Here is a 26,190-nt window from a genome sequence, read left to right as displayed (position 1 = left end):
CACCCCAAAGCTGAAATGATTAATCACCAGGCAATAACAGAGCACTTCCAGGCAACGAAATAACCACAGCATCATCTGTCCCGAGTTGATATTAAAAATAACGTCCAGCCAGTCAATTTTTTGCCGTCCGGTAAATTGCAACACGCCTGCTTCGGCTAACACAAATAACACCATCAGGATGATGGGAATTAATAAATCACTCATGATTCGTTTTCCTTTCCTGCTTGTTGCGCATATCCAGCCGCGCAGCTATCCAACCGCAACCCGACGCCAGTAACGCGCCGCCAACTAAATCGATAAATAAATGCCTACGTAACTGCAGAATCGAAAAGGCGATAGCTATCGCCCAGACCACGCTCATCAGCGTCAGCCAGCGGTTATCCTTTTTGGCAATCGCCCATACCGCCAACAGCGTGAGCGCGGCGTGTAAGGAGGGAAAACAATTCTGGCTTGAGTCAATGGCGATTAGCCCGTTTAGAGCACCCGCAGATATCCCCGACTGACCAAACGCGGGATATTGCATGGTGGTGGGCCAGAGTAGATAAAACATACCAGCCGCCAGTGCCGAAAGTTGCATTGCGCGGGCCAACCAGCGCAGGTGGCAAAGCGGCGTGGATAAATAACCTAATGGCACAATGAAAAAAAACGAGAGATACAGCCACACGGCAGAGGGTGAAAACGCAATTAAATTATCAATTACGGAAGGCGTTAATTGATATCCCTCACCTTGCAGATAGTCGCTAAAGTTGTAGATAACCCCTACAGTTCCCCAGCCCAGCAGCATCTGTTTCAGGCGTAGCAGTAGATTGCTCATGCCCGCCCCCGCTGACGCACAATCCGCCGCCGCTTGGCTGCAAAAGCGACTGGAACTGGTTGCGATTCCAGCGACCATATCAATTGCTCAACAGCGATATTCTGGCGCATAAACAAAACATTCAACGCCTCCCGGCAATGTTCCAGCATCTCCCGTTCGCAATCTGCTATTAACGTCAACTGCATTGCCCCGGTTTGTAGCAGGCGATAATCCGTCGTTAGCGGCAGCGTCATCGCCAGTACCCGACTACAGGCATCGGCAAAAATGGTCTGCATATCGCCGGAGTTTGTCAGCAGTTGCAGTTGGTCATCCTGCCGCCCTTCGATACGCGCAATCGCCATTGTCGCACTGCCACAGGAGCATGGCTGTTCGCTTGCCACCAACACGTCATCCAGCCATTGCGGTTCAATGTGAACAAATTCTTCGTTGAGATGTAACGTGCCACAGCGGCAGGTGGACGCAAGAAAGCCTTCTGTCGCCTGATAGATTTCCCCCACATTGTTGAACACGCTACGCAGTAATTCCCGATCCTGCGGTTCCAGAACTTCCGCCACCGAGATCACTTTTTTAACCTTTAGCGTTAACTCTCCGGCAATCACCGCCAGGGCCAGCGCGCGTAATACCTGGGCAGGTGCGACAATAATCGTGGGCGTCTGCTGTTGCAGACGTTTGAGTTGCGCCTGAAATGGCGCTAGCAGATCGTAAAAATCGAGACTTAACCAGCGATTATTCACACGTTGATAGAGGTTGTTGTCTGCGCGCAAAAATAGTGCCACCCGCTCTTTAGCAAATAAACCGTCGGGTAACACTTTTGCCAGCACACCCGCGGCCCAAATTTGTTGCTCATGCGGGCTCACAACAAAAAATCCGCGACATCCGGATGTCCCTGATGAAAGCCCGACGCTGAACTTGCCTATGCAAGGTTTGAAATCACGGCTCTGCTCACTGCGCATTGCACACGCGAGAAGCTCGTCGCGCTTTAAACCTGCGGTATTCATCTCATCGAAATGCGTCATCATTAACGCTTTATCCATCAACGGCCACTGGTTAAAGGGCAACGCCAGATAACGCTGAAACCACGGACTTTGAGATAAGACGTTTTGCCGAAATAGATGCAACCTTTTGGCCTGCCAGTTTTCCAGCGCCTGGCGATCGGTGAAACGCAGCCTGCGGGTACGAAAGTAGCGCCAGAGCAGCGTCAACGGGATCATAAATCCCCCTCGTGGCACAATCGAATCTCTACCGCGCCGTTTTGCCAAAGCTGATGTAATTGCCCAAGCGTGTGGTAGTAAGCGTGGCTGTCCGACATAACCAGATGCGCCAGCGGTGAAGGTCCGCGTAGTTCCTGGTAGTTAGCCGGCGCCCATGCGGCATCGCCAGCCAGTAAAACCCAGCCGTCATCTGTCTGCACAAACGCGCCAATATGTCCGGCAGCATGGCCGGGAAGCGGTACGAGGATAATTTCGCCATGGCTTTCTGGCAGCAAATAGCCGCGCTCAAACGGTGCCAGTTCAGAGGGCAAATTCACCGATGCGAAACGTTCAATAAAGCGCAATGAGGACGCGAAATTCTCCGGGATCAGCGCTGGCACAAAGGCCTGACGCAGCGCAGAGATGCCGCGCAGAGTGCTTACTTGCCGCCAGCCTTCAGCAGAACAGATGCAGGCGACATCAGGGAAATCGCGCAGACCAGCAATATGATCGGCATGAAAATGCGACAGAATAATCGCATCAATATCTTTCGCTGCGAGACCGTGCGCAGAAAGTTGCCGCACCAGCGCCTGTTGCGGTTCAAAATGAACTGGTGTGACCTGGCGATAAAGGCGAAATACGCCGGATTGCGTGTAATGTTCGAACCACGAAGAATAGCCGCTGTCCCACAGCCAGCGTTTCTCCCCCACTTCCAGCAACCAGGCGCGGGCGGGGAATTTACACACCTTCAGCCCTGCCCCTTTCAGCGCAATACAGCCAATATGGGTGCACCAGCCCGTTTCAAATACGGTTATTTTTGCCATGTTCCCTCAGCCACTGTCCTGTGATTGCAATACCTTGCTCCACCGAAAAACGCGGACGATATCCCAGCTCTGCAATGGCCTTTTGCGCGCTCAGCGTCATATCAAAACAGAGTGTTCCGGCACTGTAACGCGTGATCACAGGCTCCTGATTAACACATTTCCCGTACAGCTCCAGGCTGCGCGCGACCAGAGAAAGCAACGGCCAGGGAACGGCAGCAATGTGGTAACTCAAGCCCAGTTGCTGGCGCAGCAAGGCGTCAAGCATCACAGATAACGGCTGCGGCTGATGATTGCTGATGTTGTAAATACTGCCCGAGCGTAATCCTTCAACTTGCGTTGCCAGTTGCATGGCATACACCACGTTTTGCACGAACGTGAGATCCAATAACGCTTCACCACCGCGCGGTAAACGTAGAAGGCCGCCGCCTTGTTGCAGCTGCCGCATCAAACGAGGAACAATCACATTGTCATACGGACCAAAAAGACCGCGCGGACGTAAAAGAATAAACGTCGTGGTCGGATATTGAGATACCGCCCCGGCAATAGCCTGCTCAGCAGCGTATTTGCTGCTGGCGTAATAGCTGGAGAATGCCCGGGCAAGATACGTTTCTTGCAGGTCATAATGATGCTGAAAATCAAAATACACCGCGGGCGTGGAGATATGGATAAACCTGGGAATACGCAACCTGCCTGCCGTCTGTGCCAGCATGTTCGTGGCCCTGACGTTAGCTTGCCAAAATGTGGTTTTATCCCCCCAGGGCGAGGACTTTGCCGCACAGTGCCAGACGGCATCGCAGCCTTCCATCAACCGGGCGCAATCTTCCTCAAAAGCCTGAGTTAAATCGAGAGCCACAAATTTCGCGCCTGCACTTGCCAGGCTTTCGCCAACCTCACGATTTCGCCCTGTTGCCACCACCGAAACACCCGATTCCAGCAAGAATTGTACGGCATTGCGCCCCAGGCCGCTGGTCGCCCCCGTCACGAGGATTTTCACGGTAAAAGCACCATGCCTGCCAGCGTTAATCCCGCCGCCGTGCCAATCAACATCGCAGGTTTATCCGCAGTGAAACGACCGCTAATCACCGCTTCATGCAGCGCCGTGGGTATAGATGCAGCAACCTGATTACCGTAGAAACGGTAGACATCAATGAGCGCAGACTCCGGGACTCGCAGCCGTTTACGCATATGTTCAAGGGAAAGATGACTGGCCTGATGCGGGACAACCGTGCCGATATCAGCCAGTTGCAGGCCACTTTTTTGCAGCAAGCGAGAAAAATAGTCTTCGATAAGCGAAGAGGCAAAGCGAAACAGCGGCTTCCCCTGCATATGAAAAAGGAAGTCGCTATCACTGACGCCTGAACGAGGATTACACCGCGTGCCGCCAGCACGAATTTCACACAGTTCGCTGCCTTCGGGATACATTTCAATCAAACTGGCGATAATCCCGCTGCGACCATTACCCTGCTCGACAATCGCGCACGCTGCGCCATCACCAAAAATTAATGACGACTCTTCATGATTCCAGTCGATACCACGTGAAGAGATATCCGCTGAGACGATAGCAATTCGTCGATACGCGCCGCAGTTTAATAATCCGGCAGCGACTTCCAGAGCGGAGATAAAACTGACGCAACTGCTGTTGATATCGAATCCGGCAACACCCGCTGGCATTTTAGCCGCTTTAAGAATATGAATTGCGCTACAGGGCAATGCTTGTACGGCAATCGCTGACGCGCAAATTAACAAGTCAATATCACCGGGGTTTAATGCAGCGGCAGACAACGCATTATGCAAAGCGTCTGCCGCCAGTTCGGCCTGACTGGCGTCGTTACTGGCAAAATAGCGCCAGCAAATGCCGGAACGTCGTTCAACATATCCCGCAGGTTTATTTAACCGAACATCCAGTTGTTGTGAGGTGATTTTATCAGGGGGTAAGGCGATCCCCGTGGCAATTATTTTTAACGCTGTGGAGATCATCGGTTGATTTGGTAGATCCACGGTCAGTGCTCCTTCACTGCTCCAGAGGTGGACCAATCATATAGATGAGGTGCGTTTCCCTACAATCCGAAAAATCGGCAGTGTGTAACTGGCAATTTCAGCAGGCTGACAATGTACGTTGCGTTATGCCGGATGCGGCGTGAACGCCTTATCCGGCCTACAAAAATTTGCTAATTAAATACATTGCAGAATTCTGTAGGCCAGATAAGCGTAGCGCATCTGGCGCGTTGGTGTTTCGCGCCAGACGACTGATTTTCCAGACTTAGTGGCGAGCACGCACCAGTTGATACTTACGCGTCAGATACTCAACCGGCACGCTCCAGATGTGCACCAGACGAGAGAACGGGAACAACAGGAACAGCGTCATCCCCAGCACCAGATGCAAACGGAAGATAAACGCGACACCATCAAGGTGTTGGGAAGCGCCACCGTGGAATGTCACGACGGCCTGCGCCCAACCAACCAGCTTCATCATCTCGCTACCGTCCATATGCTGGGCGGAGAACGGGATGGTCAGCAGACCCAGCGCGCACTGGATAACGAGCAGCGTCAGGATCAGAATATCTGCCCCAGTAGTCGTTGCACGCACGCGTGGGCTGGTCAAACGACGTTTCAGCAGCAGTACGCCGCCAATCAGGCACAGCACGCCGCTGGCACCGCCCGCAAACATGGCCATTTTTTGTTTCACTTCAATCGGCAGCCACGCTTCGTAAACCCAGTGCGGCGTCAACATACCGAGGAAGTGACCGACGAAAATCCCCAAAATCCCGATATGGAACAGGTTAGACGCCAGATTCATCCCTTTACGATCCAGCATCTGGCTCGAAGCCGCACGCCAGGTGTACTGCCCGTAGTCATAGCGCAGCCAGCTACCAATCAGGAAGACCGCCCCGGCAATGTACGGGTAGATATCAAAGAAGAACATATTCAGGAATTGCATTAGTGCTGTCCTCCGGTGGTGATATTCAGATATTGCGGCGCGACGGCACCCGCAAAGCGACGTTGATGGGCAGTGATTGCCGAATCAGCGCAGCCTTTGTCAGCAAAGAACTTGACCTGCTCTTCTTCCCAGACGGCATCCAGCGCCTGCGGTGTGTCATCGCGTGCTTCGTCAGCAATTTTTTCCGCCACTTTATCGCTGTCGATAGCGGTATTCGCCAGTTTGAGCAACAGCTCGAACAACACTGCATAGCGGCTTTCACGCTGTTGCAGGCGCGCACACAGCAACGCCAGAATCGGCGCGATATCCTGTAAGCCGCTTATCGCTTCGCTTTTCGGCAACTGCGCCAGATACTCCAGATACAGTGGCAGATGGTCCGGCAGTTCACGGCTGTTTAACTGCAAGCCGTGCTGTTCGTACTGCGCCAGTAAATCCACCATCGCCTGACCGCGATCGCGAGATTCACCGTGAACATGCTCGAACAACAGCAGCGACGTTGCGCGACCGCGATCAAACAGTTCACTGTACTGCGCCTGAGCATCCAGCGGATCCATGGCCGTTAAATCGCGCAGGAAAATGCCCAGTGCATGGGCATCTTCTTTCGACAAATTTTCCGCTCCGGCAATAGCCTCGAACACCTCTTGTTGATGCTGCCACAAGGCAGCATCCGGGTATTCAAGGAGACGTGAAACAATCACGAGTTCGATCATGGATGCGGCTCCGTTTTGCTGGTCACATCAATGGCGTCGATACGGCGGCTATTGAACAGATTGAACTTCGTATCTGAACCGTGGCAGCCGTCGCCAAAGGTAAAGCCGCAGCCATTTTTCTCCGGGAAAGCTTCACGCGCCAGTTCGCGATGGCTGCTCGGCACCACAAAGCGATCTTCGTAGTTAGCAATCGCCAGATAGCGATACATCTCCTGAGCCTGAGCTTCGGTCAGGCCAACCTCTTCCAGCGCACGGGTATCAACCTTACCGTCAACGGTTTCAGCACGTTTGTAATGACGCATCGCCAGCATGCGTTTCAGCGCGCGCAGTACCGGTTTGGTATCCCCTGCGGTCAACAGGTTTGCCAGATACTGTACCGGAATACGCAGACTTTCGACGTCCGGCAGAATACCGTTGCTGCCCAACTCGCCCGCGTCTGCCGCAGATTGAATCGGAGACAAAGGCGGCACGTACCAGACCATCGGCAGTGTGCGATATTCCGGGTGCAGCGGCAGCGCCAGTTTCCATTCCATCGCCATTTTATAGACCGGCGACTGCTGGGCGGCTTCAATAACGCTCAGCGGAATACCGTCTTTGATCGCCTGTTCGATGACTTTCGGATCGTTCGGATCGAGGAACACTTCCAGTTGACGCTGGTAGAGATCTTTCTCGTTCTCGGTGCTGGCCGCACGTTCAATGGCGTCAGCATCGTACAGCAGCACGCCGAGATAACGGATACGACCGACACAGGTTTCTGAACACACCGTCGGCTGACCAGCTTCAATACGCGGGTAGCAGAAGATACATTTCTCTGACTTACCACTCTTCCAGTTGAAGTAGATTTTTTTGTACGGGCATCCGGTGATGCACATACGCCAGCCACGACATTTGTCCTGATCGATCAGTACGATGCCATCTTCTTCACGCTTGTAAATCGCACCGCTCGGGCAGGTCGCCACACATGCCGGGTTCAGACAGTGTTCGCACAGGCGCGGCAAATACATCATGAAGGTGTTTTCAAACTGGCTATACATCGCCTTCTGAATGTTGTCGAAGTTCTTGTCTTTCGCCAGTTTGTCAAACTCACCGCCCAGGTCATCTTCCCAGTTCGGCCCTTTTTCAATTTTCGCCATCCGTTCGCCGGTAATCAGCGAACGTGGACGAGCAATCGGCTGCGATTTGCTGCCTTCCGGCGCGGTATGCAGATTTTGATAGTCAAAATCAAACGGCTCGTAATAATCGTCGATTCCCGGCAGATGCGGGTTAGCGAAGATTTTACCCAGCAACATGGCACGGTTACCCATGCGCGGTTGCAGCTTGCCATTGATTTTACGGATCCAGCCGCCTTTGTATTTTTCCTGGTTTTCCCAGTCAGTAGGGAACCCCTGGCCCGGCTTGGTTTCAACGTTATTGAACCACGCGTACTCCACGCCTTCACGGCTGGTCCAGACGTTTTTACAGGTCACTGAACAGGTGTGACAGCCGATGCACTTATCGAGATTCAGCACCATGCCGACTTGTGAACGAATTTTCATTTTACGCTCTCCTGTACCTGGTCATTGCCTTCGCCATCTAACCAGTCAATGTTCTTCATCTTACGTACTACAACAAACTCATCGCGGTTAGAACCTACCGTGCCATAGTAGTTAAAGCCGTATGCCAGGTGGGCATAGCCACCGATCATATGCGTCGGTTTCGGCGTGATACGGGTGACCGAGTTATGGATACCGCCACGCTGCTGCGTGATTTCCGAACCTGGCAGGTTAACGATACGTTCCTGCGCGTGGTACATCATGGTCATCCCTGCCGGAACACGCTGGCTGACAACTGCACGGGCAGTCAGCGCACCGTTGCTGTTGAAGACTTCAATCCAGTCGTTGTCGGCAATCCCCAGCTCTTTGGCATCAGCTTCGCTCAGCCAGACCACCGGACCGCCTCGACCCAGAGTCAGCATCAGCAGGTTGTCGCTGTAAGTGGAGTGGATCCCCCACTTCTGGTGCGGCGTCAGGAAGTTCAGCGCTTTTTCCGGGTTACCGTTGGATTTCTGTCCCATAACCTCTTTCACCGAACGGGTGTCGATCGGCGGACGATAAACCAGCAGGCTTTCACCGAAATCACGCATCCACTGATGATCCTGATACAACTGCTGACGGCCAGAGAGCGTACGCCATGGGATCAGCTCATGAACGTTGGTGTAACCGGCGTTGTAAGAAACGTGTTCATCTTCCAGACCTGACCAGGTCGGGCTGGAGATAATTTTGCGCGGCTGCGCCTGAATATCGCGGAAGCGGATCTTTTCATCCTCTTTATGCCGCGCCAGATGTGTATGGTCGCGCCCCGTAAACTCGCTCAGCGCCGCCCACGCTTTCACTGCCACCTGACCGTTGGTTTCTGGCGCCAGCGTCAGGATCATCTCTGCGGCATCAATTGCGGTGTTGAGCATCGGCTGGCCTTTCGCCGGACCTTCTGCCTTGGTGTAGTTAAGCTTACGCAGCAGATCCATCTCGCTCTGGGTGTTCCAGGCAATCCCTTTACCGCCGTTACCGATTTTCTCCATCAGCGGGCCGATAGAGGTAAAGCGTTCGTAAGTTGCTGGATAATCACGCTCTACGACCATAATGTGCGGTGCGGTTTTACCTGGGATCAGATCACATTCGCCTTTTTTCCAGTCTTTCACATCCAGCGGCTGCGCCAGTTCAGCGGCAGAGTCGTGCTGGATAGGCAGCGTGACGATGTCGGTTTCTTTACCCAGATGACCAACGCACACCTCGGAGAATTTCTTCGCGATGGCTTTGTAGATTTCCCAGTCGCTTTTCGCCTCCCAGGCCGGATCGACCGCCGCAGACAGCGGATGAATAAACGGATGCATATCCGAAGTATTCATATCGTCTTTTTCGTACCAGGTCGCGGTCGGCAAAATGATGTCAGAATAGAGACAGGTGCTCGACAGACGGAAATCCAGCGTCACCACCAGATCCAGCTTGCCTTCCAGACCGTTGTCCTGCCAGTCCACTTCTTCCGGCTTCACGCCACCCTGCTGTCCCAGATCTTTGCCCTGGATACCGTGTTCCGTCCCCAGCAAATACTTGAGCATAAACTCATGACCTTTACCGGAAGAACCCAGCAGGTTGGAACGCCAGATGAACAAGTTACGCGGGTGGTTTTTACCGTTTTCCGGCTGTTCTGCCGCAAAGCGAATTGAACCTTCTTTCAGTGACTTGACGGTGTAATCCACCGGATTCATCCCGGCTTTTTCTGCTTCGCGAGCAATAGTCAGCGGGTTAGTGCCTAACTGCGGCGCAGACGGCAACCAGCCCATACGTTCCGCACGGACGTTGAAGTCGATCAAATGCCCGGTGTAGCGGGATTTATCCGCCATCGGCGACAGCAACTCTTCCGCAGTCACGGTTTCATAACGCCACTGGCTGGAGTGGTTATAGAAATAAGAGGTGCTGTTCATGTGACGCGCCGGACGCTGCCAGTCGAGAGCAAACGCCAGCGGCTGCCAACCGGTTTGCGGACGCAGTTTTTCCTGACCTACGTAGTGCGCCCAACCGCCGCCGCTCTGGCCGACACAGCCACAGAAAATCAGCATGTTGATCAGACCGCGATAGTTCATATCGAGGTGATACCAGTGGTTCAGGCCCGCACCGACGATAATCATCGAACGACCATGCGTTTTATCGGCGTTGTCAGCAAATTCACGGGCAATGCGGATAATCTGGCTGCGAGAAACGCCGGTGATCTGCTCGGCCCACGCCGGGGTGTAGGCTTTCACGTCGTCATAGCTGGTCGCGCAGTTAACATCGTTCAGGCCGCGTTCCAGACCATAGTTCGCCAGCGTCAGATCATAAACAGTGGTCACCAGGGCGGTGCTACCATCAGCCAGTTGCAGGCGTTTCACCGGCAGCTTGTGCAGCAGCACGTTTTCCAGTTCCACTTTGTTGAAGTGTTCCGTGCCGTCGCCGCCAAAATACGGGAAGCCCACTTCAGCGATTTCGTCCTGGCTACCGAGAAGACTCAGTTGCAGCTCGGTTTCTTCACCAGTTTTACCGTCGCGCTGCTCAAGGTTCCATTTACCCTTCTCGCCCCAGCGGAAGCCAATAGAACCGTTCGGCGCAACCATTTCGCCATTGGTATTAAAGGCGACAGTTTTCCATTCCGGGTTGTTTTCCTGGCCCAGCGCATCAACCAGATCGGCAGCGCGCAGCATACGGCCTGCTGCATAGTAGCCGTCGCGTTCTTCCAGCATCACCAGCATTGGCATGTCGGTGTAGCGACGCACATAGTCAGTGAAATACTGGCTTGGATTATCGAGGTGGAATTCACGCAGCATCACATGGCCCATGGCCAGCGCCATCGCCGCGTCGGTGCCTTGTTTCGGCGCCAGCCACAGATCGCACAGTTTAGCGATTTCAGCATAGTCCGGCGTTACGGCAACAGTTTTAGTCCCTTTGTAACGCACTTCGGTAAAGAAGTGAGCGTCCGGGGTACGAGTTTGCGGAACGTTAGAACCCCAGGCGATGATGTAGCTGGAGTTATACCAGTCAGCAGATTCTGGTACGTCAGTCTGCTCGCCCCAGGTTTGCGGAGAAGCTGGCGGCAAGTCGCAATACCAGTCATAAAAACTCAAGCAAGTACCACCAATCAGAGAAAGATAACGGGCACCTGATGCGTAAGAAACCATCGACATTGCCGGAATTGGCGAGAAGCCAGCGACACGGTCCGGGCCGTAGTTTTTGATGGTATAAACGTTAGATGCGGCGATCAGTTCGTTCACTTCCTGCCAGGAAGAACGAACAAAACCACCGCGTCCACGCGCCTGCTTAAAGCTTTTCGCTTTATCGGCGTCTTCAATGATGGAAGCCCACGCCTCAACCGGATCGCTATGCTGCGCTTTTGCTTCACGCCACATTTTCATCAGGCGTTTGCGCATCATTGGATATTTCAGACGGTTGGCACTGTAGAGATACCAGGAATAGCTGGCGCCGCGCGGGCAGCCACGAGGTTCATGGTTGGGGAGATCCGGGCGGGTACGCGGATAGTCAGTCTGCTGGGTTTCCCAGGTGACCAGACCGTTTTTAACGTAGATTTTCCAGCTACAGGAGCCGGTGCAGTTTACCCCGTGGGTAGAACGGACAATTTTGTCATGTTGCCAACGCTGGCGATATCCATCCTCCCAGTCCCGGTTGGTATCGAGAAGCTGGCCATGCCCATCGGCAAAAGTTTCACCCTTCTGTTTGAAGTAGCGAAACCGGTCCAGGAATTTACTCATCGGTTTTCTCCTGTGGGAGCCTGTCGGCTCTCTGATAAATCGACATTGCTAATGTTTAATGTGAAGGTAACGCTCTGAAACGGCGTGAGAATTGATAACGATCAAGAGTGATGGGGATGAAAAATAAAGTAAATTCCTAAGATACTCCTTTCGGATAACAGACAAAGTTAACCTAATAGCATGTTATATAAAGGATATTTTCTTCTCGTTTATTTTATGGTTTCAGATTTTTATACAGTTGGGTATTAGGGAGTATCCCCCTGGGATGATATATAAATAGCGCTTATTTAAATCCGTTAAAAATAAATCACGCTTTTTAAGTATGTTGTAACTAATACAACAATAAAAAAGGCGCGGCATTACGCCGCGCAAAGGATAATCAAATATTACGATTTATTTTTTAGAATGCCGACCGTATACCGCCCAGGTGATCACCACGCAGGCGATATAGAAAATCAAAAATACTTTCATTGCGCCGACTGGCGAACCTGTCAATGCCAACGAGCTACCGAAAGCTTTCGGGATGAAGAAGCCGCCAATAGCGCCAATCGCAGAGATAAAGCCCAGTGCCGCTGCGGTATCGGTTGCCGCTTCGCGCATTGCACGTTCGTCAGATCCCCCTTCAGCTTTCACGCGATCCATCGTCAGTTTACGGAAGATCACGGAAATCATCTGGAAGGTGGAACCGCTACCCAGCCCAGCCGTCAGGAACAGCGCCAGGAAGACTGCGAAGAACGCCATGAAGCTTCCGCCCTGCCCGTCAGTTGGCAGAGTGAGGAACAGCAGCCCACTGAAAATCGCCATCAGCACAAAGTTCACCAGAGTTACGCGTGTACCGCCCAGACGGTCAGACAATGCGCCCCCTGCGGAACGTGCCAGTGCGCCAATAAACGGTCCGAAAAACGCGTATTGCAGAATTTGCACATCCGGGAACTGCGTTTTCGACAGCATAGCAAAGCCCGCGGAGAAGCCGATAAAGGAACCGAAGGTGGCCAGATACAGCAGGCTCATAATCCACAGATGCCCACGTTTGAGTACCGGCAACTGCTCTTTGATGGACGCTTTCGAGGTAGCAAGGTCGTTCATGCCAAACCATGCGGCAATGGTGAAGATGGCAAGGAACGGCACCCACACCCAGGATGCGTTAGCCAGATACAGCTCGGTGCCATCCGGTTGTGTTACACCCTGGCTACCAAACGCAGCGAAAATAGATAGTGATACCACCAGCGGGGCAACCAGTTGCATAACGCTGACGCCCATGTTACCCAAGCCGCCATTCAGACCCAGCGCACCACCCTGCTTCTGCTTCGGAAAGAAGAAGCTGATGTTTGCCATACTGGATGCAAAGTTAGCGCCAGCAAAGCCGCACAGCAGAGAGATGATGATGAAAACGCTATATGGCGTGGAGGTATCCTGCACGGCAAAACCCAGCCAGACGCAAGGAATAATCAGAATACCGGTACTAAACGCCGTCCAGCGACGACCACCGAAGATTGGAACCATAAAGGAGTATGGAACACGTAATAGCGCCCCGGAAACCGAAGGGAGCGCCGTCAGCAGAAAGAGCTGATCGGTCGTAAAATTAAAGCCGACTTTTGGTAAGTTTACCGCAACAGCACTGAACAGCATCCATACGCAAAATGCCAGCAGCAGACAGGGAACGGAAATCCACAGGTTGCGGCTGGCAATACGTTGACCACGTTGTTGCCAGAACGCAGGATCTTCCGGTCGCCAATCTGTAATGACAGCTCCAGTAGCCCTTTCGGGGGCAGATGAGTGACTCATAGACACCTCTGATATTCATTTCGATGTCTGCCACCTTAGAGGCTGTAGCCAAAGGTAATTTGATATAAATCAAATAATAAGATAACTTTATCTATCATTGATATTTATCATTACCCATAGTGAGTACGGTCGCTTTATAAAAATTATGAGTCTTTTCACGGCACTGTAAACCCCATACTCTTACTGATATAAAACACCTAACCACACGGCAAATAAGGAGTAACTCTTTCCGGGTATGGGTATACTTCAACCAATAACCGAGAATACTCCCATTCCACTATTTATCGTCATATTCATTAAGGTTATTGCTTATTCAAAGCCTGCAGGAAGAGGTTTACATGCTTAAACGTTGTCTCTCTCCGCTCACCCTGGTTAATCAGGTTGCGCTTATCGTTTTGCTTTCCACCGCCATTGGACTGGCGGGGATGGCGGTTTCCGGCTGGCTGGTACAAGGTGTACAAGGCAGCGCACATGCCATCAACAAAGCAGGATCGCTACGAATGCAAAGCTATCGCCTACTGGCGGCGGTGCCATTAAGCGAGAAAGACAAGCCATTGCTGCAGGAGATGGAACAAACTGCCTTTAGCCCCGAATTAAGCCGTGCCGCCGAACGTGATGGACAGCAAGCGCAATTGCAAGGTTTGCAAAATTACTGGCGTAATACTCTGGTGCCGGGTCTGCTACATGCACAAAACCGAGAAGCAGTGTCAGCAGACGTCAGTCAGTTTGTTGCCGGACTTGATCACCTGGTCTCTGGTTTCGACCGTACAACGGAAATGCGTATTGAGACAGTTGTGATGGTCCATCGGGGGATGGCGGTGTTTATGGCGCTATTACTGGTCTTCACTATCATCTGGCTACGAGCTCGATTGCTACAACCGTGGCGACAATTATTAGCGATGGCGAGCGCGGTAAGTCACCGTGATTTCAGCCAACGAGCCCATATCAGCGGCCGCAATGAAATGGCGATGTTAGGAACAGCGCTGAACAATATGTCTGCGGAACTGGCAGAAAGTTACGCCATCCTTGAGCAGCGGGTACAGGAAAAAACTGCCGGTCTGGAACATAAAAATCAGATCCTCTCTTTTTTGTGGCAGGCTAACCGCCGACTGCATTCCCGCGCGCCGCTGTGTGAACGTTTATCGCCAGTGCTCAATGGTCTACAAAATTTAACGTTGCTGCGTAATATCGAACTGCGGGTGTATGACACAGATGATGAAGAGAACCATCAGGAATTTACCTGCCAGCCAGATATGAGCTGTGACGATAAAGGATGTCAACTTTGCCCGCGCGGGATATTACCCATTGGCGATCGCGGTACAACCCTGAAATGGCGACTGGCTGATTCTCATACGCAGTACGGCATTTTGCTTGCAACTCTGCCGCAAGGTCGTCATCTCAGCCGCGATCAACAACAACTGGTGGATACGCTGGTTGAACAACTCACCGCCACTCTGGCGCTTGATCGCCATCAGGAACATCAGCAGCAGTTGATTGTGATGGAAGAGCGTGCCACCATTGCGCGCGAACTGCATGATTCTATTGCTCAATCGCTCTCTTGTATGAAGATGCAGATCAGTTGTTTACAGATGCAGGGCGACGCTCTGCCAGAAAGCAGTCGTGAGCTGTTAAGCCAGATCCGTAACGAACTGAATGCCTCCTGGGTGCAGTTACGAGAACTGCTTACCACGTTCCGTTTGCAGCTCACAGAACCCGGATTGCGTCCGGCACTGGAAGCCAGTTGCGAAGAGTACAGTGGCAAATTCGGCTTCCCGGTAAAACTGGATTATCAGCTTCCACCGCGCCTGGTACCTTCGCATCAGGCAATTCATCTGTTGCAAATCGCCCGAGAAGCCTTAAGTAACGCTCTCAAGCATTCGCAAGCCAGTGAAGTCATTGTTACGGTGGCGCAAAACGATAATCAGGTCAAACTGACCGTCCAGGATAACGGCTGCGGAGTGTCTGAAAACACCATCCGCAGCAATCACTACGGCATGATCATTATGCGCGACCGAGCGCAAAGTCTGCGTGGCGACTGCCGCGTTCGCCGTCGTGAATCAGGTGGCACCGAGGTGGTAGTCACCTTTATTCCCGAAAAAACTTTCACAGAAGTCCAAGGAGATACCCATGAATAATCAGGAACCGGCTACTATCCTGTTGATCGACGATCATCCGATGTTGCGAACTGGTGTGAAACAGCTTATCAGCATGGCCCCCGATATCACGGTGGTGGGTGAAGCGAGCAATGGCGAACAGGGTATTGAGCTGGCCGAATCACTCGATCCTGATCTGATCTTGTTGGATCTAAATATGCCCGGTATGAACGGTCTGGAAACTCTGGATAAACTGCGCGAGAAGTCACTTTCCGGCCGCATTGTGGTGTTCAGCGTCTCTAACCACGAAGAAGATGTGGTCACTGCGCTGAAACGCGGCGCAGATGGCTATCTGTTAAAAGATATGGAACCCGAAGATCTGCTGAAAGCGCTGCATCAGGCCGCTGCAGGCGAAATGGTATTGAGCGAAGCATTAACACCGGTTCTCGCCGCCAGCCTGCGTGCTAACCGCTCCACAACGGAACGCGATGTAAACCAGTTAACTCCGCGCGAGCGCGATATTCTGAAGCTGATCGCCCAGGGCTTGCCGAATAAGATGATCGCCCGTCGCCTGGATATCACAGAAAGCACAGTAAAGGTGCACGTAAAGCACATGCTGAAAAAAATGAAGCTCAAGTCTCGTGTGGAAGCCGCGGTATGGGTACATCAGGAACGCATTTTCTGATTACGGTTCCCGGCGCGGTTCGCCATTCGGCATTACGCCGAAAAGTACAACAAACATTAGCGTGATCTCATTGGAGGAGACACGCTGCCTCCCATCACCGACAATCGCCAGCGATTGATTGCCCCTTCCCCTCCCAAAAAATGAATAACCGCAGTGTTAAAGCAGCGTGATGACAGATCATTTTTGTCGTACTCTCTTCAGCTTTCAGACAAGTCCTTAAAAATGTGACCGATTGGTCAGACGGCGTAGAAGCAGTAAGATAGAAGATAAATGTCTAATTCCCTGAATACAGGAGTAAATAATGCAAAAAATCGTGATCGTTGCCAATGGCGCGCCCTACGGGAGCGAATCCTTATTTAACAGTTTGCGGCTGGCCATTGCGTTACGAGAGCAGGAGAGCAATCTGGATCTGCGCCTGTTTCTGATGTCCGATGCCGTCACTGCCGGGTTGCGCGGACAAAAACCTGGGGAAGGCTACAACATTCAGCAAATGCTGGAGATCCTCACCGCCCAGAATGTCCCCGTGAAATTGTGTAAAACCTGTACTGATGGACGCGGGATCAGCACACTCCCACTGATTGATGGCGTGGAAATTGGCACCCTGGTGGAACTGGCGCAATGGACGCTGGCAGCCGATAAAGTGCTCACGTTTTAATACCTGAATGGGGCGTTTGAGCTCACACTGACGCCCTGTTGCCACAAAGGTCAGATTATTGAAAAAGCGTGCGTCGTTGATATCAGATGCGACGCCAACATCTTCTCTGACCGACGACGTTTTGCAAACTCAATATGTTGCAATTTACTGCCGGACTGATATCTATCAAGAAAAACCAGGTCGTAACACGCCATCAGGGAAATTATCCGCTACCAGCCTTTTCACTGACGCCAGCAAATCATTCAGGCCATCATCCTGCATCCCCAGTTTGATAAGCTCCTGCTCCAGAGAAAACAGGTATTGTGCGTTGCTTCCCAGAGGGCCGCTCGCCGCAGCAATTAACGGAGCAATCACCTGAGCGCGGGTATCAGATTCATATTCTGGATGACGCGGGTCCATAATGAACACCAACGCATTAACTGTGCGCCCATCATCGAGATTAAGCTGACACCAGGTTGGCAGATAGCAACCGGTAATCATCTCTCGCTTCCACAGCAAGGTCAGTTCCTGTTCCAGCGTCTCTTCCGGCAGGCGATATGCCACGCCCGTGGTGCGCCCACCTTCTTTCAGTGCAAGCATCCGTCCCGGCTGGTGCGCGGTTCCCCGCCCGGCAGTCAGGCGCAGACAGAACGCACGATGCCACCCAACAAGTGTACCGGTACAGGACTCGGTAAACTCCAGCGCCGGATTCCACATCAACGATCCATAACCGAAGATCCACACTGGCCTCTCATCAGGGCGACAAGCCAGCGTAGCCGCCAGCGAGGCCGCCCGTTGTTCTGCCGACCATAAAAGTGAGTCTTCAATGGCGCCAAATGCCGTTTTACAATCGGCATTCATCAAGAAATCACGCGTTATCACCTTACACCTCCGCCACTGCCTACTTCCCTGCGATCACTTTTCTGGTGTCTTCCGAACATTTTTACTGCTCATTTTGAAATCACTATCGGGACAATATGCATTTATCAGACCACTTGCAAGGTAACGCCGCACGAATCGTCTGGATTAACCCACAGGTAAAAAATTTTATAGATATTCAGATAATGGGACGGTAGTACGTGTTTTACTCTTTCCGGCAGAAAATTTTTCGTTTTATACGGCACTATTGGCTTCTTTTTTTAAATGTGAACGCTAAGCGTGGCTAACAATATCCACACATATCAGCTTATCTGAATTTTCACGTTAGAATTTTCTTAAGCGACGCTAATACAAACATTGCCTAAACATATTGATTATTTCCATGCCTCACAGAGTAAAAAAACGGCAATGGGGTAAAAATTCGTAAAATGTTACCGATATCTGGACACTTTCTGTTATTTTTTCTACCTATTTATTACATTTTCACCAAATTCACCTGCAAAGGAATAATCATAATGACAAACGCTCATGAGGCGGTAAAGACCCGCCACAAGGAGACCTCGCTTATTTTCCCGGCCCTGGCGCTGGTGGTGCTGTTCCTGTGGGGAAGCAGTCAGTCACTACCAGTGGTCATTGGCATCAATCTTCTTGCGCTTATTGGTATTTTAAGCAGTGCCTTCAGCGTTGTCCGTCATGCGGACGTATTAGCCCATCGTCTGGGTGAACCTTACGGCTCGCTCATCCTTAGCCTTTCTGTTGTGATTCTTGAAGTCAGCTTGATTTCAGCCTTAATGGCGACCGGCGATGCCGCACCGACATTAATGCGCGATACGCTCTATTCAATTATTATGATTGTTACCGGCGGACTGGTTGGTTTTTCATTACTGCTGGGTGGGCGTAAATTTGCCACTCAATATATGAACTTGTTTGGCATTAAGCAGTATTTGATTGCCCTGTTTCCGCTGGCAATTATTGTTCTGGTATTTCCCATGGCGCTGCCTGCCGCGAATTTTTCTACCGGCCAGGCGATGTTGGTCGCATTAATTTCTGCCGCGATGTACGGCGTATTCTTGCTGATTCAGACTAAAACGCATCAGAGTTTGTTTGTCTATGAGCATGAAGATGACAGCGATGATGACGATCCGCATCATGGAAAACCATCTGCTCACAGTAGCCTGTGGCATGCCGTCTGGCTGGTTATCCATCTGGTTGCCGTTATTGCGGTCACCAAAATGAACGCCAGTCCGCTGGAAACATTACTCACCAGCATGAATGCGCCAGTGGCCTTTACCGGTTTTCTGGTGGCGCTGTTAATTCTGTCACCGGAAGGTTTAGGCGCGTTAAAAGCAGTTTTAAACAATCAGGTTCAGCGCGCGATGAATCTGTTCTTTGGCTCCGTGTTAGCAACAATTTCACTTACCGTACCTGTCGTGACGCTGATTGCCTTTATGACAGGCAACGAATTGCAGTTTGCTCTTGGCGCTCCAGAGATGGTCGTAATGGTGGCCTCCTTAGTGCTATGCCATATCTCCTTTTCCACCGGACGTACTAACGTGCTCAACGGCGCGGCGCACCTGGCACTGTTTATCGCCTATTTAATGACGATATTTGCCTGACGACGGCCTTTCCCCCGATGACGAAAATCGGGGGAAGTTTTTCTCCCCTCCCCCTCATACAGAGAGCTGTATCAGGCCAAATACTGGCGAATATCGGAAGGCGCATAATTTTGTTCCCACAGGGCCCTCATCATCAACATATAAGGTTCAACATAAGAGAAAAAAGACTGATAGCTTTCGCAAAAATAATTGAGGACTGGAAGGCCGTTTCGGGAAAACGCGATACGCTGTTTCGGACAACCGCCGTGACAGGCGAATTTTATATTACAACTCATACACTCCGCTGCCAGTAGCGGTTTACACTGTTCGACTATTTGATTCTTTGTACTTTTCCGCGTTGTGAACGCACTAACATCAAATGATGCGAAAACACAATTCGGCGCAGGTAATCCACACCACGACGCAAAAGCGTGCTCAAAAACAGGGATTTTTATCGTTCCAATATCCAGACGAACCCAGGTGTAAAAAATCGTTTTCAAAAAGATCCCTAATGCTGCTGGCGCAAGGCTGTGCGTATCTCCCCCTTCTTGAGCAAGCGGTTCAAGCAGAGGGATAAACTGCATATGGCGACTGCCCAGATTTTTAAGATAGTGATATATCTGCAGAGGTTGCTGGCTATTTATAGCGTTAATAACGGTCAGAGTGCTAAATTCAACATCATGTTTTCGCAGCAATCTCACCGCCGCTTCAATCTGGCGAGCCGTTGGTTTATCAGAAATCGTGTCGCAGAGATTATTATGCAACGAAGTATTAACATTCACTGAAATGCTAATAATAAACTGATATCTTTTGAAAAATTCGCACCAACTGTCATCCAACAGAACACCATTGATCAGTACGGTATTAATAATTTTCTTACCTTGTACAACTTGCTGTTGTAACTTAATGACTCGCTTAAAGAAGTTAAGCTTGTCAGGTGTTAGTTCCTGAATTTGCCAGAAAAATATCACATTACCCGTTTTATGAGCATTGATTTTCTGACGAATAAATAACTGCAACGTCTCATCATCTGAATTGCACATTGTACATTCAGAGCAGGACTGGACCTTATCGAAATAGCAATACGAACAACGTAAATTACAGGATGTACTGGCACATTTCATTATCATTCTTATGGTCCTGTTTCTGTTTGTTTTATAATGCGTAAGGGAATGATGCAATCCACAAAATGAATTGCATCATCAAGATTAATTTTTATTATTTACTGGCGTTAACTCGCATTTCATTAATCTGTGCCGGAACTATTTTGTGCCCAGATTTCAAATAATCAATCACAACATCGGACATATTATGTCCAGCACGAACTTGTACATTTTTTCCTTCCTTAAATGCCAGAAAACCATCCCCCCCAGCGCAAGGAATGTCGTTGTTGCAACATGATAAGTCTCTGTATCCACAACCGTTTTACCGTTGATTGTGAAAGATTCTATTCTCTGGCCTACTGGTTTTTGCGGAATATAATGCATTTCAGCTCCCTTTGACATCTGTAATATGCCGTTAGTGAGCGATGCACCATGTTCCATCAGATTACGCAGATCTTTGCCGCTGAGATCCATTTCCGTAAGTTCATTCTTAAAGGGAAATGTGCTGGTAATATCACCAAAGGTAATGGGGCCAGCATTGATATCCGCACGTAAACTGCCGGAATTGATCAGTGCAATCTGCGCATTCGGTGCAGCAACAAGCATTGCATCCGTAAACAGGTTGCCAAGTTGTGATGATTCACCATAGGCACGCGTTAACGTGACAGGTGATTCACCGACCGGCTGGCGCACGATATCTGCCAGTTTTTTATTCCAGCCATCAATAACTTTCTGAGTTGTCGGATCAGGTTTCCATTCATCCGCATAAAGTGTTTTCAACTCAAAGCTTTTCACTTTATGGGTATGGGCGGCAGGATCTACATTGAGCACCAGTTTCCCTATATCAATACCGCCGCTGTCGGTCGAAAGGATTAATGTATTTCCCACTTTGATAGGTTCGGGTGTTCCTACATGGGCATGCCCGGTAATGAGAATATCGAGGCCTTTGACCTTACTTGCAGTCTGAATATCTGTATCCAGCACACGCCTGACATCGGTGTTACCGATACTGGACTGACGCGCCGGAACACCTTCGTGGATGAGAGCGACCGTAATGTCAACTTTCCCTCGTAGTTCATCCAGATAATGCTGCAGATATTTCACCTCATCGCGAGCCTCTATCCCCTGATTCTTGAGACTGGCCGCTGATTTATCAAAGCGATTGTTGTTATCGTTATCGAGTCCCTGGATTGAGAGCTCTGAAATTGTGTCATTAAATGCAAACACACCGTGCAGTCCAATAACGCCAATCTTTACACCGTCCTTTTCCAGAATGGTGTATGGCTTATCCCAGAACGATATTTCACTGTCCTTATGGAAGACATTTCCCAATAAAACGGGGAAATTTGCCTTACTTAACTGTCGGAGAAGGTTATCCCAACCATGGTCGAATTCATGATTACCAATGGATACCACATCAAAGGGCATGGTATTCATAATATCGATTATTGCCTGCCCCTTTGTCAGACTACTGATATATGGACCGGTAAAATAGTCACCCGCATCAAAATAAAAGGTAGCTTTATTTTTTGCTTTTTCTTGTTTTACTAATGTTGTTATATTAGCGAATCCACCGATTGCTCGTTTACCGTCTGCAACATACGGGAGTTTGTATGTATCAACATGAGCATGGAGATCGTTAGTATAAATAATAGTAACCTCTTTTGCACAAGCCCAGAGCGGTAGTGTCAGCAGGATACCCGCAGCAATATTTTTTATTTTCATAACCAATCCCTTTCAAAGTTATTTAAAAAGTGTACCCGACAGTTAAATAATATGCCCATCCTGTTGAATCTATCGTGGTCATTTCTCCTTTACTATTAAATGCGTTACTCCCCTCATCAAATTGCCCGCCATGATAAAAATAGCGAAGAGTTGCGCCATAACTCCAGTGAGAATAAACCAGACTGAGTACATGAGTGGAAACTATTGAGTTATTTGTACGAGAATAAAACTGTTGCTTACCACCTGATTCTTCTTTTAAGTCCGAACCAAAATCGAAATTAGTAAAACCGACATAATTTAATTTACCACCCAAAACGGTAGTAATCGGAACAATATATTTTACTTTGAAACGATAACCATCCCATTCATTCTCATTAGCAGCATTATAATTGTTTCCTTGATATTTAGCATAGATGTTTGCAGACAACATCATCGGTAGCCCTGTATCAATATCAGTCCCTAACCCCATGTACCAGGTACTCTGACGCTGCCCTTCATTCGTTCCCGCATCGTAGATATAATTATTAGCAAAATACCATTCTTTAAATGGACCAAAACTTAAGTCTAATCCCGTTAATTTGTCGATACTAAAACGCGGCTCTATTTCCATAAAAAATGGTGAGCCGTTATCCCAAATGCCAATGTCATTATCATTTCCTAAACCAAAAAATTTAGGTAAATCCGCATAACCATAGAAATCAAACCAATCCACATGAGCCCATGCGCGATATTCTGGATATAGATCTGATCTTTTCTGTGGCCCAAAGCGAGTAGAATTACTTCCTACTATATTAATACTTTGATGCCACCAGCCAGATAAATATTCATTATCTCCAGAATCGGCAAATGTTACCACGGGCAACAATATAAATGATCCTGATAAAAGATATTTTATTTTTTGCATACGTATAACTCCTTCCACTGAGGCTTATTAAAAATAATATTCCTGTAATAAATAACACACATCACGTTCTTTAATACTTTGCTATTATATGATTGAGATATATTAATATCTCAATCATAACTGATGTTACTGCTAATTCATTGTGCCTATTTAGCTGCGCTTACATCAACTACCCTCATTTCAAGATCAGGTTTTAATGGACTATGCGCCTTAATATAATCAATAATCGATTCTGCAGAGGTGGTGCTGCTAATAGTTTTGACATTCGTTCCTTTTAAGAAGGTCTCAAATCCATCGCCACCTGTCGCACAAAATGAGTGTGTAGCAACACGATATGTTTTCGTTGGATCTATTGGCTGATTATTAATAGTGAATTTAATAATCCGTTCCCCTAAAGGTTTTTTACTATCGTATTCAACATGAACGCTTTTTGATACTTGTAAAATTCCATTAGTGAGATTAGTTGCGTGAACCATTAAATCGATAAGTTCCTTTCCGGTAAGATCCATCTCAACAAGTTCATTATTAAATGGGAAGGTAGTAATTACATCACCATACGTTAAATTCCCTTGAGGGAAATCAGCACGCAACCCGCCACTGTTTTGTAATCCTATAACAGCGTCTGGAGCTTTAGACATCATGGCATCAAGGACTAAATTACCAACAGGCGATGATTCACCATAAGAACGAGTAAATGGCGCCATTGTTGTCCCAATAACCTGATCAGTGATACTTTTCAACTTAGCATTCCACTTATCAATTTTGGCCTGAACTTTAGGATCGGGTTTATATTCGTCAGCAAATACAGTGATTAATTTACCGTCATAGCCATCAATTTTTTTAGTCTTAGAATTAAAATCTAATACTAATTTACCAATATCAGTACCATACGCATCCGTTGAAACAACGAGTGTATCATTAACTTTAATTGGCTCTGGCGTCCCCACATGAGCATGTCCTGTGATTAAAACATCAATACCCTTAAATTTCTTTGCGGTATCGATATCGGCTTGCAGCATTCTGGCGACATCTTTATTTCCATAGCTTGATTGCCGTGCAGGCGTACCTTCGTGGATAAGCAGCACGATGATATCAACTTTACCCTTTAACGCATCAAGCCCTTTTTGAATATAAGGCACTTCATCACGCGCTTCTGAACCAGCGTAAGCCTTAGCCGCAACGGTGTCATAAAATGCAAATTTTTGGTGTATCCCAATTACACCAATTTTTGTGCCATTTCTTTCGACAATCGTCCAGGGTTTATTCCAGACAGGTTTGTTACTGTTGGTATAAAAAACATTACCCAACAAAACCGGGAAGTTCGCTTTTGATAACTGCTTAACCATATTATCGACGCCATGGTCAAATTCATGGTTCCCCACCGACACCGCATCAAAAGGCATGGTATTCATAATGTCAATAATTGCTTCACCTTTAGTCAGGGTGCTGATATATGGCCCGGTAAAGTAATCTCCCGCATCAAAGAAAAATACATCTTTGCTCTTTTTCCTGGCGTCATTCACGATGGTTGCAATATTAGCAAAGCCACCTACTGCACGTTCCTTATCGACGAAGGGGAGCTTTCCGGGAGAAACATGAGCATGTAAATCATTGGTATAATAGATAGTCACATCCTTCGCATTAATTGGCGAAACTAACGCGGTGGACAAACATAATGTAATCAGACTGAACTTTGTTTTTATCTTCATAACCAATCCCTTTCGGTTTTATGAAAAACACAGTGTTTTATTAAAGGGCTTATATGGGCATACAGGCCCTTTTTTATTTTTATCTATAACTCAATTTTTGCTATTCGTATTTGCAATATCTGTAACACGTTTAGTTCCATCAGGAGTGACAATATCATGTTCTTTAAAATAACTAATCAATGCTCCAGAATTAGAGCTTCCAGGTATTGTTTTACGATTTTTGCCCGTGACAAAAGCCTGGTATCCATCTCCTCCACTAGCACAAAAAGAGTTTGTGACGACACGATATGTTTTGCTGTCCTGAATCGATTTCCCATCGATAGTAAATGAAATGATTCTTTCATTTAGCGGCTTTTTGCTGCTGTAAGTCACTTTTACATTTTTAGAAACCTGCAAAGCGCCGTTTGTAAGATTAGTTGCATGAATCATGAGAGATATTAAATCTTTACCCGTTAGATCCATCTCAACCAGTTCATCATTGAATGGATAAGTGCTGATTACATCCCCAAACGTAACCTCCCCTTTAGGTATATCAGCGCGGAGGCCACCACTATTCTGGAAACCTACAACAGCATCAGTCGATTGTGCCATTGTCGCATCCAGCATCAGGTTTCCAAGCGGGGATGATTCCCCATAAGAGCGTGTCAGTACATTCGCTGAGTGACCAATAACCTGGCTGGTAATTGTTTTAAGTTTTTTCTCCCACTTATCAATTTCTTTTTGTACATTAGGATCTGGTTTATATTGATCAGCAAAAAGCGTAATTAATTTACCGTTATAACTTTCGATTTTTTTCGTTTCGGGATTAAAGTTCAGTACTAATTTACCCAAATCAGTTGCATAGGCATCGGTAGACACGATTAAAGTATTATTAGCTTTAAGCGGTACAGGTGTACCAACATGTGCGTGACCAGTGATGAGTACGTCTATGCCATCAACTTTTTTAGCAGTATCAATATCAGCCTGAAGTAAACGAGCAACATCACTATTACCAAAACTCGATTGTCTACCCGGAACACCTTCGTGAGCAAGTAATACAATTAGATCAACATGTTTTGCTTTTAACTCTGCAATAGATTGTTTTAACTCTGGTACTTCATCCCTGGCTTCAACATCTTCAATCATTTTTGCCGCAATGGTATCGTAAAAGGCAAACCGGCTATGCATGCCAATAACGCCAATTTTTAAATTGTTTTTCTCAATGATCGTCCACGGTCTATCAATGACCCGCTTATCGCTATTTTTATAATAAACATTATTCAACAATACGGGGAAATTCGTGATTTTAGCTAATTGAGCAACCATGTTAGGTGTACCATGATCAAAC

General features: G+C 48.8%; 20 protein-coding genes and 2 pseudogenes. 4 read left to right on the top strand and 18 right to left on the bottom strand.

The genetic code is table 11. The features are described 5' to 3' along the window. The 11 genes and pseudogenes from EA14781_RS12625 to narK form a co-directional block, all read right to left on the bottom strand. A pseudogene (locus tag EA14781_RS12625) lies at nt 1–204 on the bottom strand (sterol desaturase family protein); the annotation flags it as partial. Next, nucleotides 197–814, bottom strand: a complete 618-nt coding sequence (locus tag EA14781_RS12620; RefSeq protein ID WP_002462074.1) for a phosphatase PAP2 family protein — start codon at nt 812–814, stop codon at nt 197–199. The gene EA14781_RS12620 and the pseudogene EA14781_RS12625, both read right to left, overlap by 8 nt. Beyond that, the gene (locus tag EA14781_RS12615) at nt 811–2,025 is read right to left on the bottom strand and encodes a F390 synthetase-related protein (RefSeq protein ID WP_000612691.1); all 1,215 of its coding nucleotides are present in this window, start codon (nt 2,023–2,025) and stop codon (nt 811–813) included. Before EA14781_RS12615 ends, EA14781_RS12620 begins: the two co-directional genes overlap by 4 nt. Further along, nucleotides 2,022–2,828: an MBL fold metallo-hydrolase gene (locus EA14781_RS12610; protein WP_001074298.1), complete on the bottom strand. Its 807-nt coding sequence runs from the start codon at nt 2,826–2,828 to the stop codon at nt 2,022–2,024. The genes EA14781_RS12615 and EA14781_RS12610 overlap by 4 nt, the downstream gene beginning before the upstream one ends. Next, nucleotides 2,806–3,822 (bottom strand): NAD-dependent epimerase/dehydratase family protein, encoded by a 1,017-nt coding sequence (locus EA14781_RS12605; protein ID WP_000699360.1) that lies wholly within the window; start codon nt 3,820–3,822, stop codon nt 2,806–2,808. The genes EA14781_RS12610 and EA14781_RS12605 overlap by 23 nt, the downstream gene beginning before the upstream one ends. Then, a complete protein-coding gene (locus tag EA14781_RS12600) occupies nt 3,819–4,826 on the bottom strand; it encodes a 3-oxoacyl-[acyl-carrier-protein] synthase III C-terminal domain-containing protein (protein WP_002462070.1) in 1,008 nt (335 codons plus the stop codon). Before EA14781_RS12600 ends, EA14781_RS12605 begins: the two co-directional genes overlap by 4 nt. Nucleotides 4,827–5,088: 262 nt before the next feature. Further along, the gene (gene narI / locus EA14781_RS12595; RefSeq protein WP_001160123.1) at nt 5,089–5,766 is read right to left on the bottom strand and encodes a respiratory nitrate reductase subunit gamma; all 678 of its coding nucleotides are present in this window, start codon (nt 5,764–5,766) and stop codon (nt 5,089–5,091) included. Then, the gene (narJ, locus tag EA14781_RS12590) at nt 5,766–6,476 is read right to left on the bottom strand and encodes a nitrate reductase molybdenum cofactor assembly chaperone (protein ID WP_000571711.1); all 711 of its coding nucleotides are present in this window, start codon (nt 6,474–6,476) and stop codon (nt 5,766–5,768) included. Before narJ ends, narI begins: the two co-directional genes overlap by 1 nt. Then, complete coding sequence (gene narH, locus EA14781_RS12585) at nt 6,473–8,011, bottom strand: nitrate reductase subunit beta (RefSeq protein WP_000702660.1); 1,539 nt, start codon at nt 8,009–8,011, stop codon at nt 6,473–6,475. The genes narJ and narH overlap by 4 nt, the downstream gene beginning before the upstream one ends. After that, nucleotides 8,008–11,751 (bottom strand): nitrate reductase subunit alpha, encoded by a 3,744-nt coding sequence (locus EA14781_RS12580; protein ID WP_000032865.1) that lies wholly within the window; start codon nt 11,749–11,751, stop codon nt 8,008–8,010. The genes narH and EA14781_RS12580 overlap by 4 nt, the downstream gene beginning before the upstream one ends. Nucleotides 11,752–12,144: 393 nt before the next feature. Continuing rightward, nucleotides 12,145–13,536 (bottom strand): nitrate transporter NarK, encoded by a 1,392-nt coding sequence (narK, locus tag EA14781_RS12575; RefSeq protein WP_000019811.1) that lies wholly within the window; start codon nt 13,534–13,536, stop codon nt 12,145–12,147. A gap of 338 nt (nt 13,537–13,874) precedes the next feature. Between narK and narX the strand changes: the two genes are divergently transcribed. The 3 genes from narX to ychN all read left to right on the top strand — a co-directional run bounded on the left by narX (nt 13,875) and on the right by ychN (nt 16,969). After that, nucleotides 13,875–15,671: a nitrate/nitrite two-component system sensor histidine kinase NarX gene (gene narX / locus EA14781_RS12565; RefSeq protein WP_000918087.1), complete on the top strand. Its 1,797-nt coding sequence runs from the start codon at nt 13,875–13,877 to the stop codon at nt 15,669–15,671. Beyond that, a complete protein-coding gene (gene narL, locus EA14781_RS12560) occupies nt 15,664–16,314 on the top strand; it encodes a two-component system response regulator NarL (protein ID WP_001064592.1) in 651 nt (216 codons plus the stop codon). Before narX ends, narL begins: the two co-directional genes overlap by 8 nt. Nucleotides 16,315–16,615: 301 nt before the next feature. Further along, the gene (ychN, locus tag EA14781_RS12555; protein ID WP_001169668.1) at nt 16,616–16,969 is read left to right on the top strand and encodes a DsrE/F sulfur relay family protein YchN; all 354 of its coding nucleotides are present in this window, start codon (nt 16,616–16,618) and stop codon (nt 16,967–16,969) included. A gap of 165 nt (nt 16,970–17,134) precedes the next feature. Here the strand turns inward: ychN and chaC are convergent, their stop codons facing one another. Both chaC and chaB read right to left on the bottom strand, forming a co-directional pair. Further along, the gene (gene chaC / locus EA14781_RS12550) at nt 17,135–17,830 is read right to left on the bottom strand and encodes a glutathione-specific gamma-glutamylcyclotransferase (RefSeq protein ID WP_000632703.1); all 696 of its coding nucleotides are present in this window, start codon (nt 17,828–17,830) and stop codon (nt 17,135–17,137) included. 164 nt (nt 17,831–17,994) lie between these two features. Then, nucleotides 17,995–18,072 (bottom strand): annotated as a pseudogene (chaB, locus tag EA14781_RS24880) (cation transport regulator); the annotation flags it as partial. A 270-nt stretch (nt 18,073–18,342) separates the two neighbouring features. Between chaB and chaA the strand changes: the two are divergent. Further along, the gene (chaA, locus tag EA14781_RS12545) at nt 18,343–19,443 is read left to right on the top strand and encodes a sodium-potassium/proton antiporter ChaA (RefSeq protein ID WP_002462059.1); all 1,101 of its coding nucleotides are present in this window, start codon (nt 18,343–18,345) and stop codon (nt 19,441–19,443) included. 71 nt (nt 19,444–19,514) lie between these two features. Here chaA and EA14781_RS12540 read toward each other — a convergent pair whose 3' ends face one another. The 5 genes from EA14781_RS12540 to EA14781_RS12520 form a co-directional block, all read right to left on the bottom strand. Further along, nucleotides 19,515–20,552: a radical SAM protein gene (locus EA14781_RS12540; protein WP_024164787.1), complete on the bottom strand. Its 1,038-nt coding sequence runs from the start codon at nt 20,550–20,552 to the stop codon at nt 19,515–19,517. Between the two features lie 162 nt (nt 20,553–20,714). Further along, the gene (locus EA14781_RS12535; protein ID WP_483088805.1) at nt 20,715–22,250 is read right to left on the bottom strand and encodes a bifunctional metallophosphatase/5'-nucleotidase; all 1,536 of its coding nucleotides are present in this window, start codon (nt 22,248–22,250) and stop codon (nt 20,715–20,717) included. 22 nt (nt 22,251–22,272) lie between these two features. Next, the gene (locus EA14781_RS12530) at nt 22,273–23,154 is read right to left on the bottom strand and encodes a nucleoside-specific channel-forming protein Tsx (RefSeq protein ID WP_001169508.1); all 882 of its coding nucleotides are present in this window, start codon (nt 23,152–23,154) and stop codon (nt 22,273–22,275) included. Between the two features lie 146 nt (nt 23,155–23,300). Then, complete coding sequence (locus EA14781_RS12525; protein ID WP_000695524.1) at nt 23,301–24,863, bottom strand: bifunctional metallophosphatase/5'-nucleotidase; 1,563 nt, start codon at nt 24,861–24,863, stop codon at nt 23,301–23,303. Between the two features lie 90 nt (nt 24,864–24,953). Beyond that, on the bottom strand, nt 24,954–26,190 hold a 1,237-nt coding region (locus tag EA14781_RS12520), incomplete at its 5' end, for a bifunctional metallophosphatase/5'-nucleotidase (protein ID WP_042335732.1).

The organism is Escherichia albertii NBRC 107761 = DSM 17582 (genome assembly GCF_000759775.1).
Taxonomy (GTDB): domain Bacteria; phylum Pseudomonadota; class Gammaproteobacteria; order Enterobacterales; family Enterobacteriaceae; genus Escherichia; species Escherichia albertii.
Note: the sequence above shows the minus strand (reverse complement) of the source record. Positions and strands in the feature narration are given on the sequence as shown.

Excerpts from the sequence above, each read along its gene's own strand:
- EA14781_RS12620 (WP_002462074.1), bottom strand. The coding sequence starts at position 814 with ATGAGCAATCTACTGCTACGCCTGAAACAGATGCTGCTGGGCTGGGGA.
- EA14781_RS12615 (WP_000612691.1), bottom strand. The coding sequence starts at position 2,025 with ATGATCCCGTTGACGCTGCTCTGGCGCTACTTTCGTACCCGCAGGCTG.
- EA14781_RS12610 (WP_001074298.1), bottom strand. The coding sequence starts at position 2,828 with ATGGCAAAAATAACCGTATTTGAAACGGGCTGGTGCACCCATATTGGC.
- narI (WP_001160123.1), bottom strand. The coding sequence starts at position 5,766 with ATGCAATTCCTGAATATGTTCTTCTTTGATATCTACCCGTACATTGCC.
- narJ (WP_000571711.1), bottom strand. The coding sequence starts at position 6,476 with ATGATCGAACTCGTGATTGTTTCACGTCTCCTTGAATACCCGGATGCT.
- narH (WP_000702660.1), bottom strand. The coding sequence starts at position 8,011 with ATGAAAATTCGTTCACAAGTCGGCATGGTGCTGAATCTCGATAAGTGC.
- EA14781_RS12580 (WP_000032865.1), bottom strand. The coding sequence starts at position 11,751 with ATGAGTAAATTCCTGGACCGGTTTCGCTACTTCAAACAGAAGGGTGAA.
- narK (WP_000019811.1), bottom strand. The coding sequence starts at position 13,536 with ATGAGTCACTCATCTGCCCCCGAAAGGGCTACTGGAGCTGTCATTACA.
- narX (WP_000918087.1), top strand. The coding sequence starts at position 13,875 with ATGCTTAAACGTTGTCTCTCTCCGCTCACCCTGGTTAATCAGGTTGCG.
- narL (WP_001064592.1), top strand. The coding sequence starts at position 15,664 with ATGAATAATCAGGAACCGGCTACTATCCTGTTGATCGACGATCATCCG.
- ychN (WP_001169668.1), top strand. The coding sequence starts at position 16,616 with ATGCAAAAAATCGTGATCGTTGCCAATGGCGCGCCCTACGGGAGCGAA.
- chaA (WP_002462059.1), top strand. The coding sequence starts at position 18,343 with ATGACAAACGCTCATGAGGCGGTAAAGACCCGCCACAAGGAGACCTCG.
- EA14781_RS12540 (WP_024164787.1), bottom strand. The coding sequence starts at position 20,552 with ATGATAATGAAATGTGCCAGTACATCCTGTAATTTACGTTGTTCGTAT.
- EA14781_RS12535 (WP_483088805.1), bottom strand. The coding sequence starts at position 22,250 with ATGAAAATAAAAAATATTGCTGCGGGTATCCTGCTGACACTACCGCTC.
- EA14781_RS12530 (WP_001169508.1), bottom strand. The coding sequence starts at position 23,154 with ATGCAAAAAATAAAATATCTTTTATCAGGATCATTTATATTGTTGCCC.
- EA14781_RS12525 (WP_000695524.1), bottom strand. The coding sequence starts at position 24,863 with ATGAAGATAAAAACAAAGTTCAGTCTGATTACATTATGTTTGTCCACC.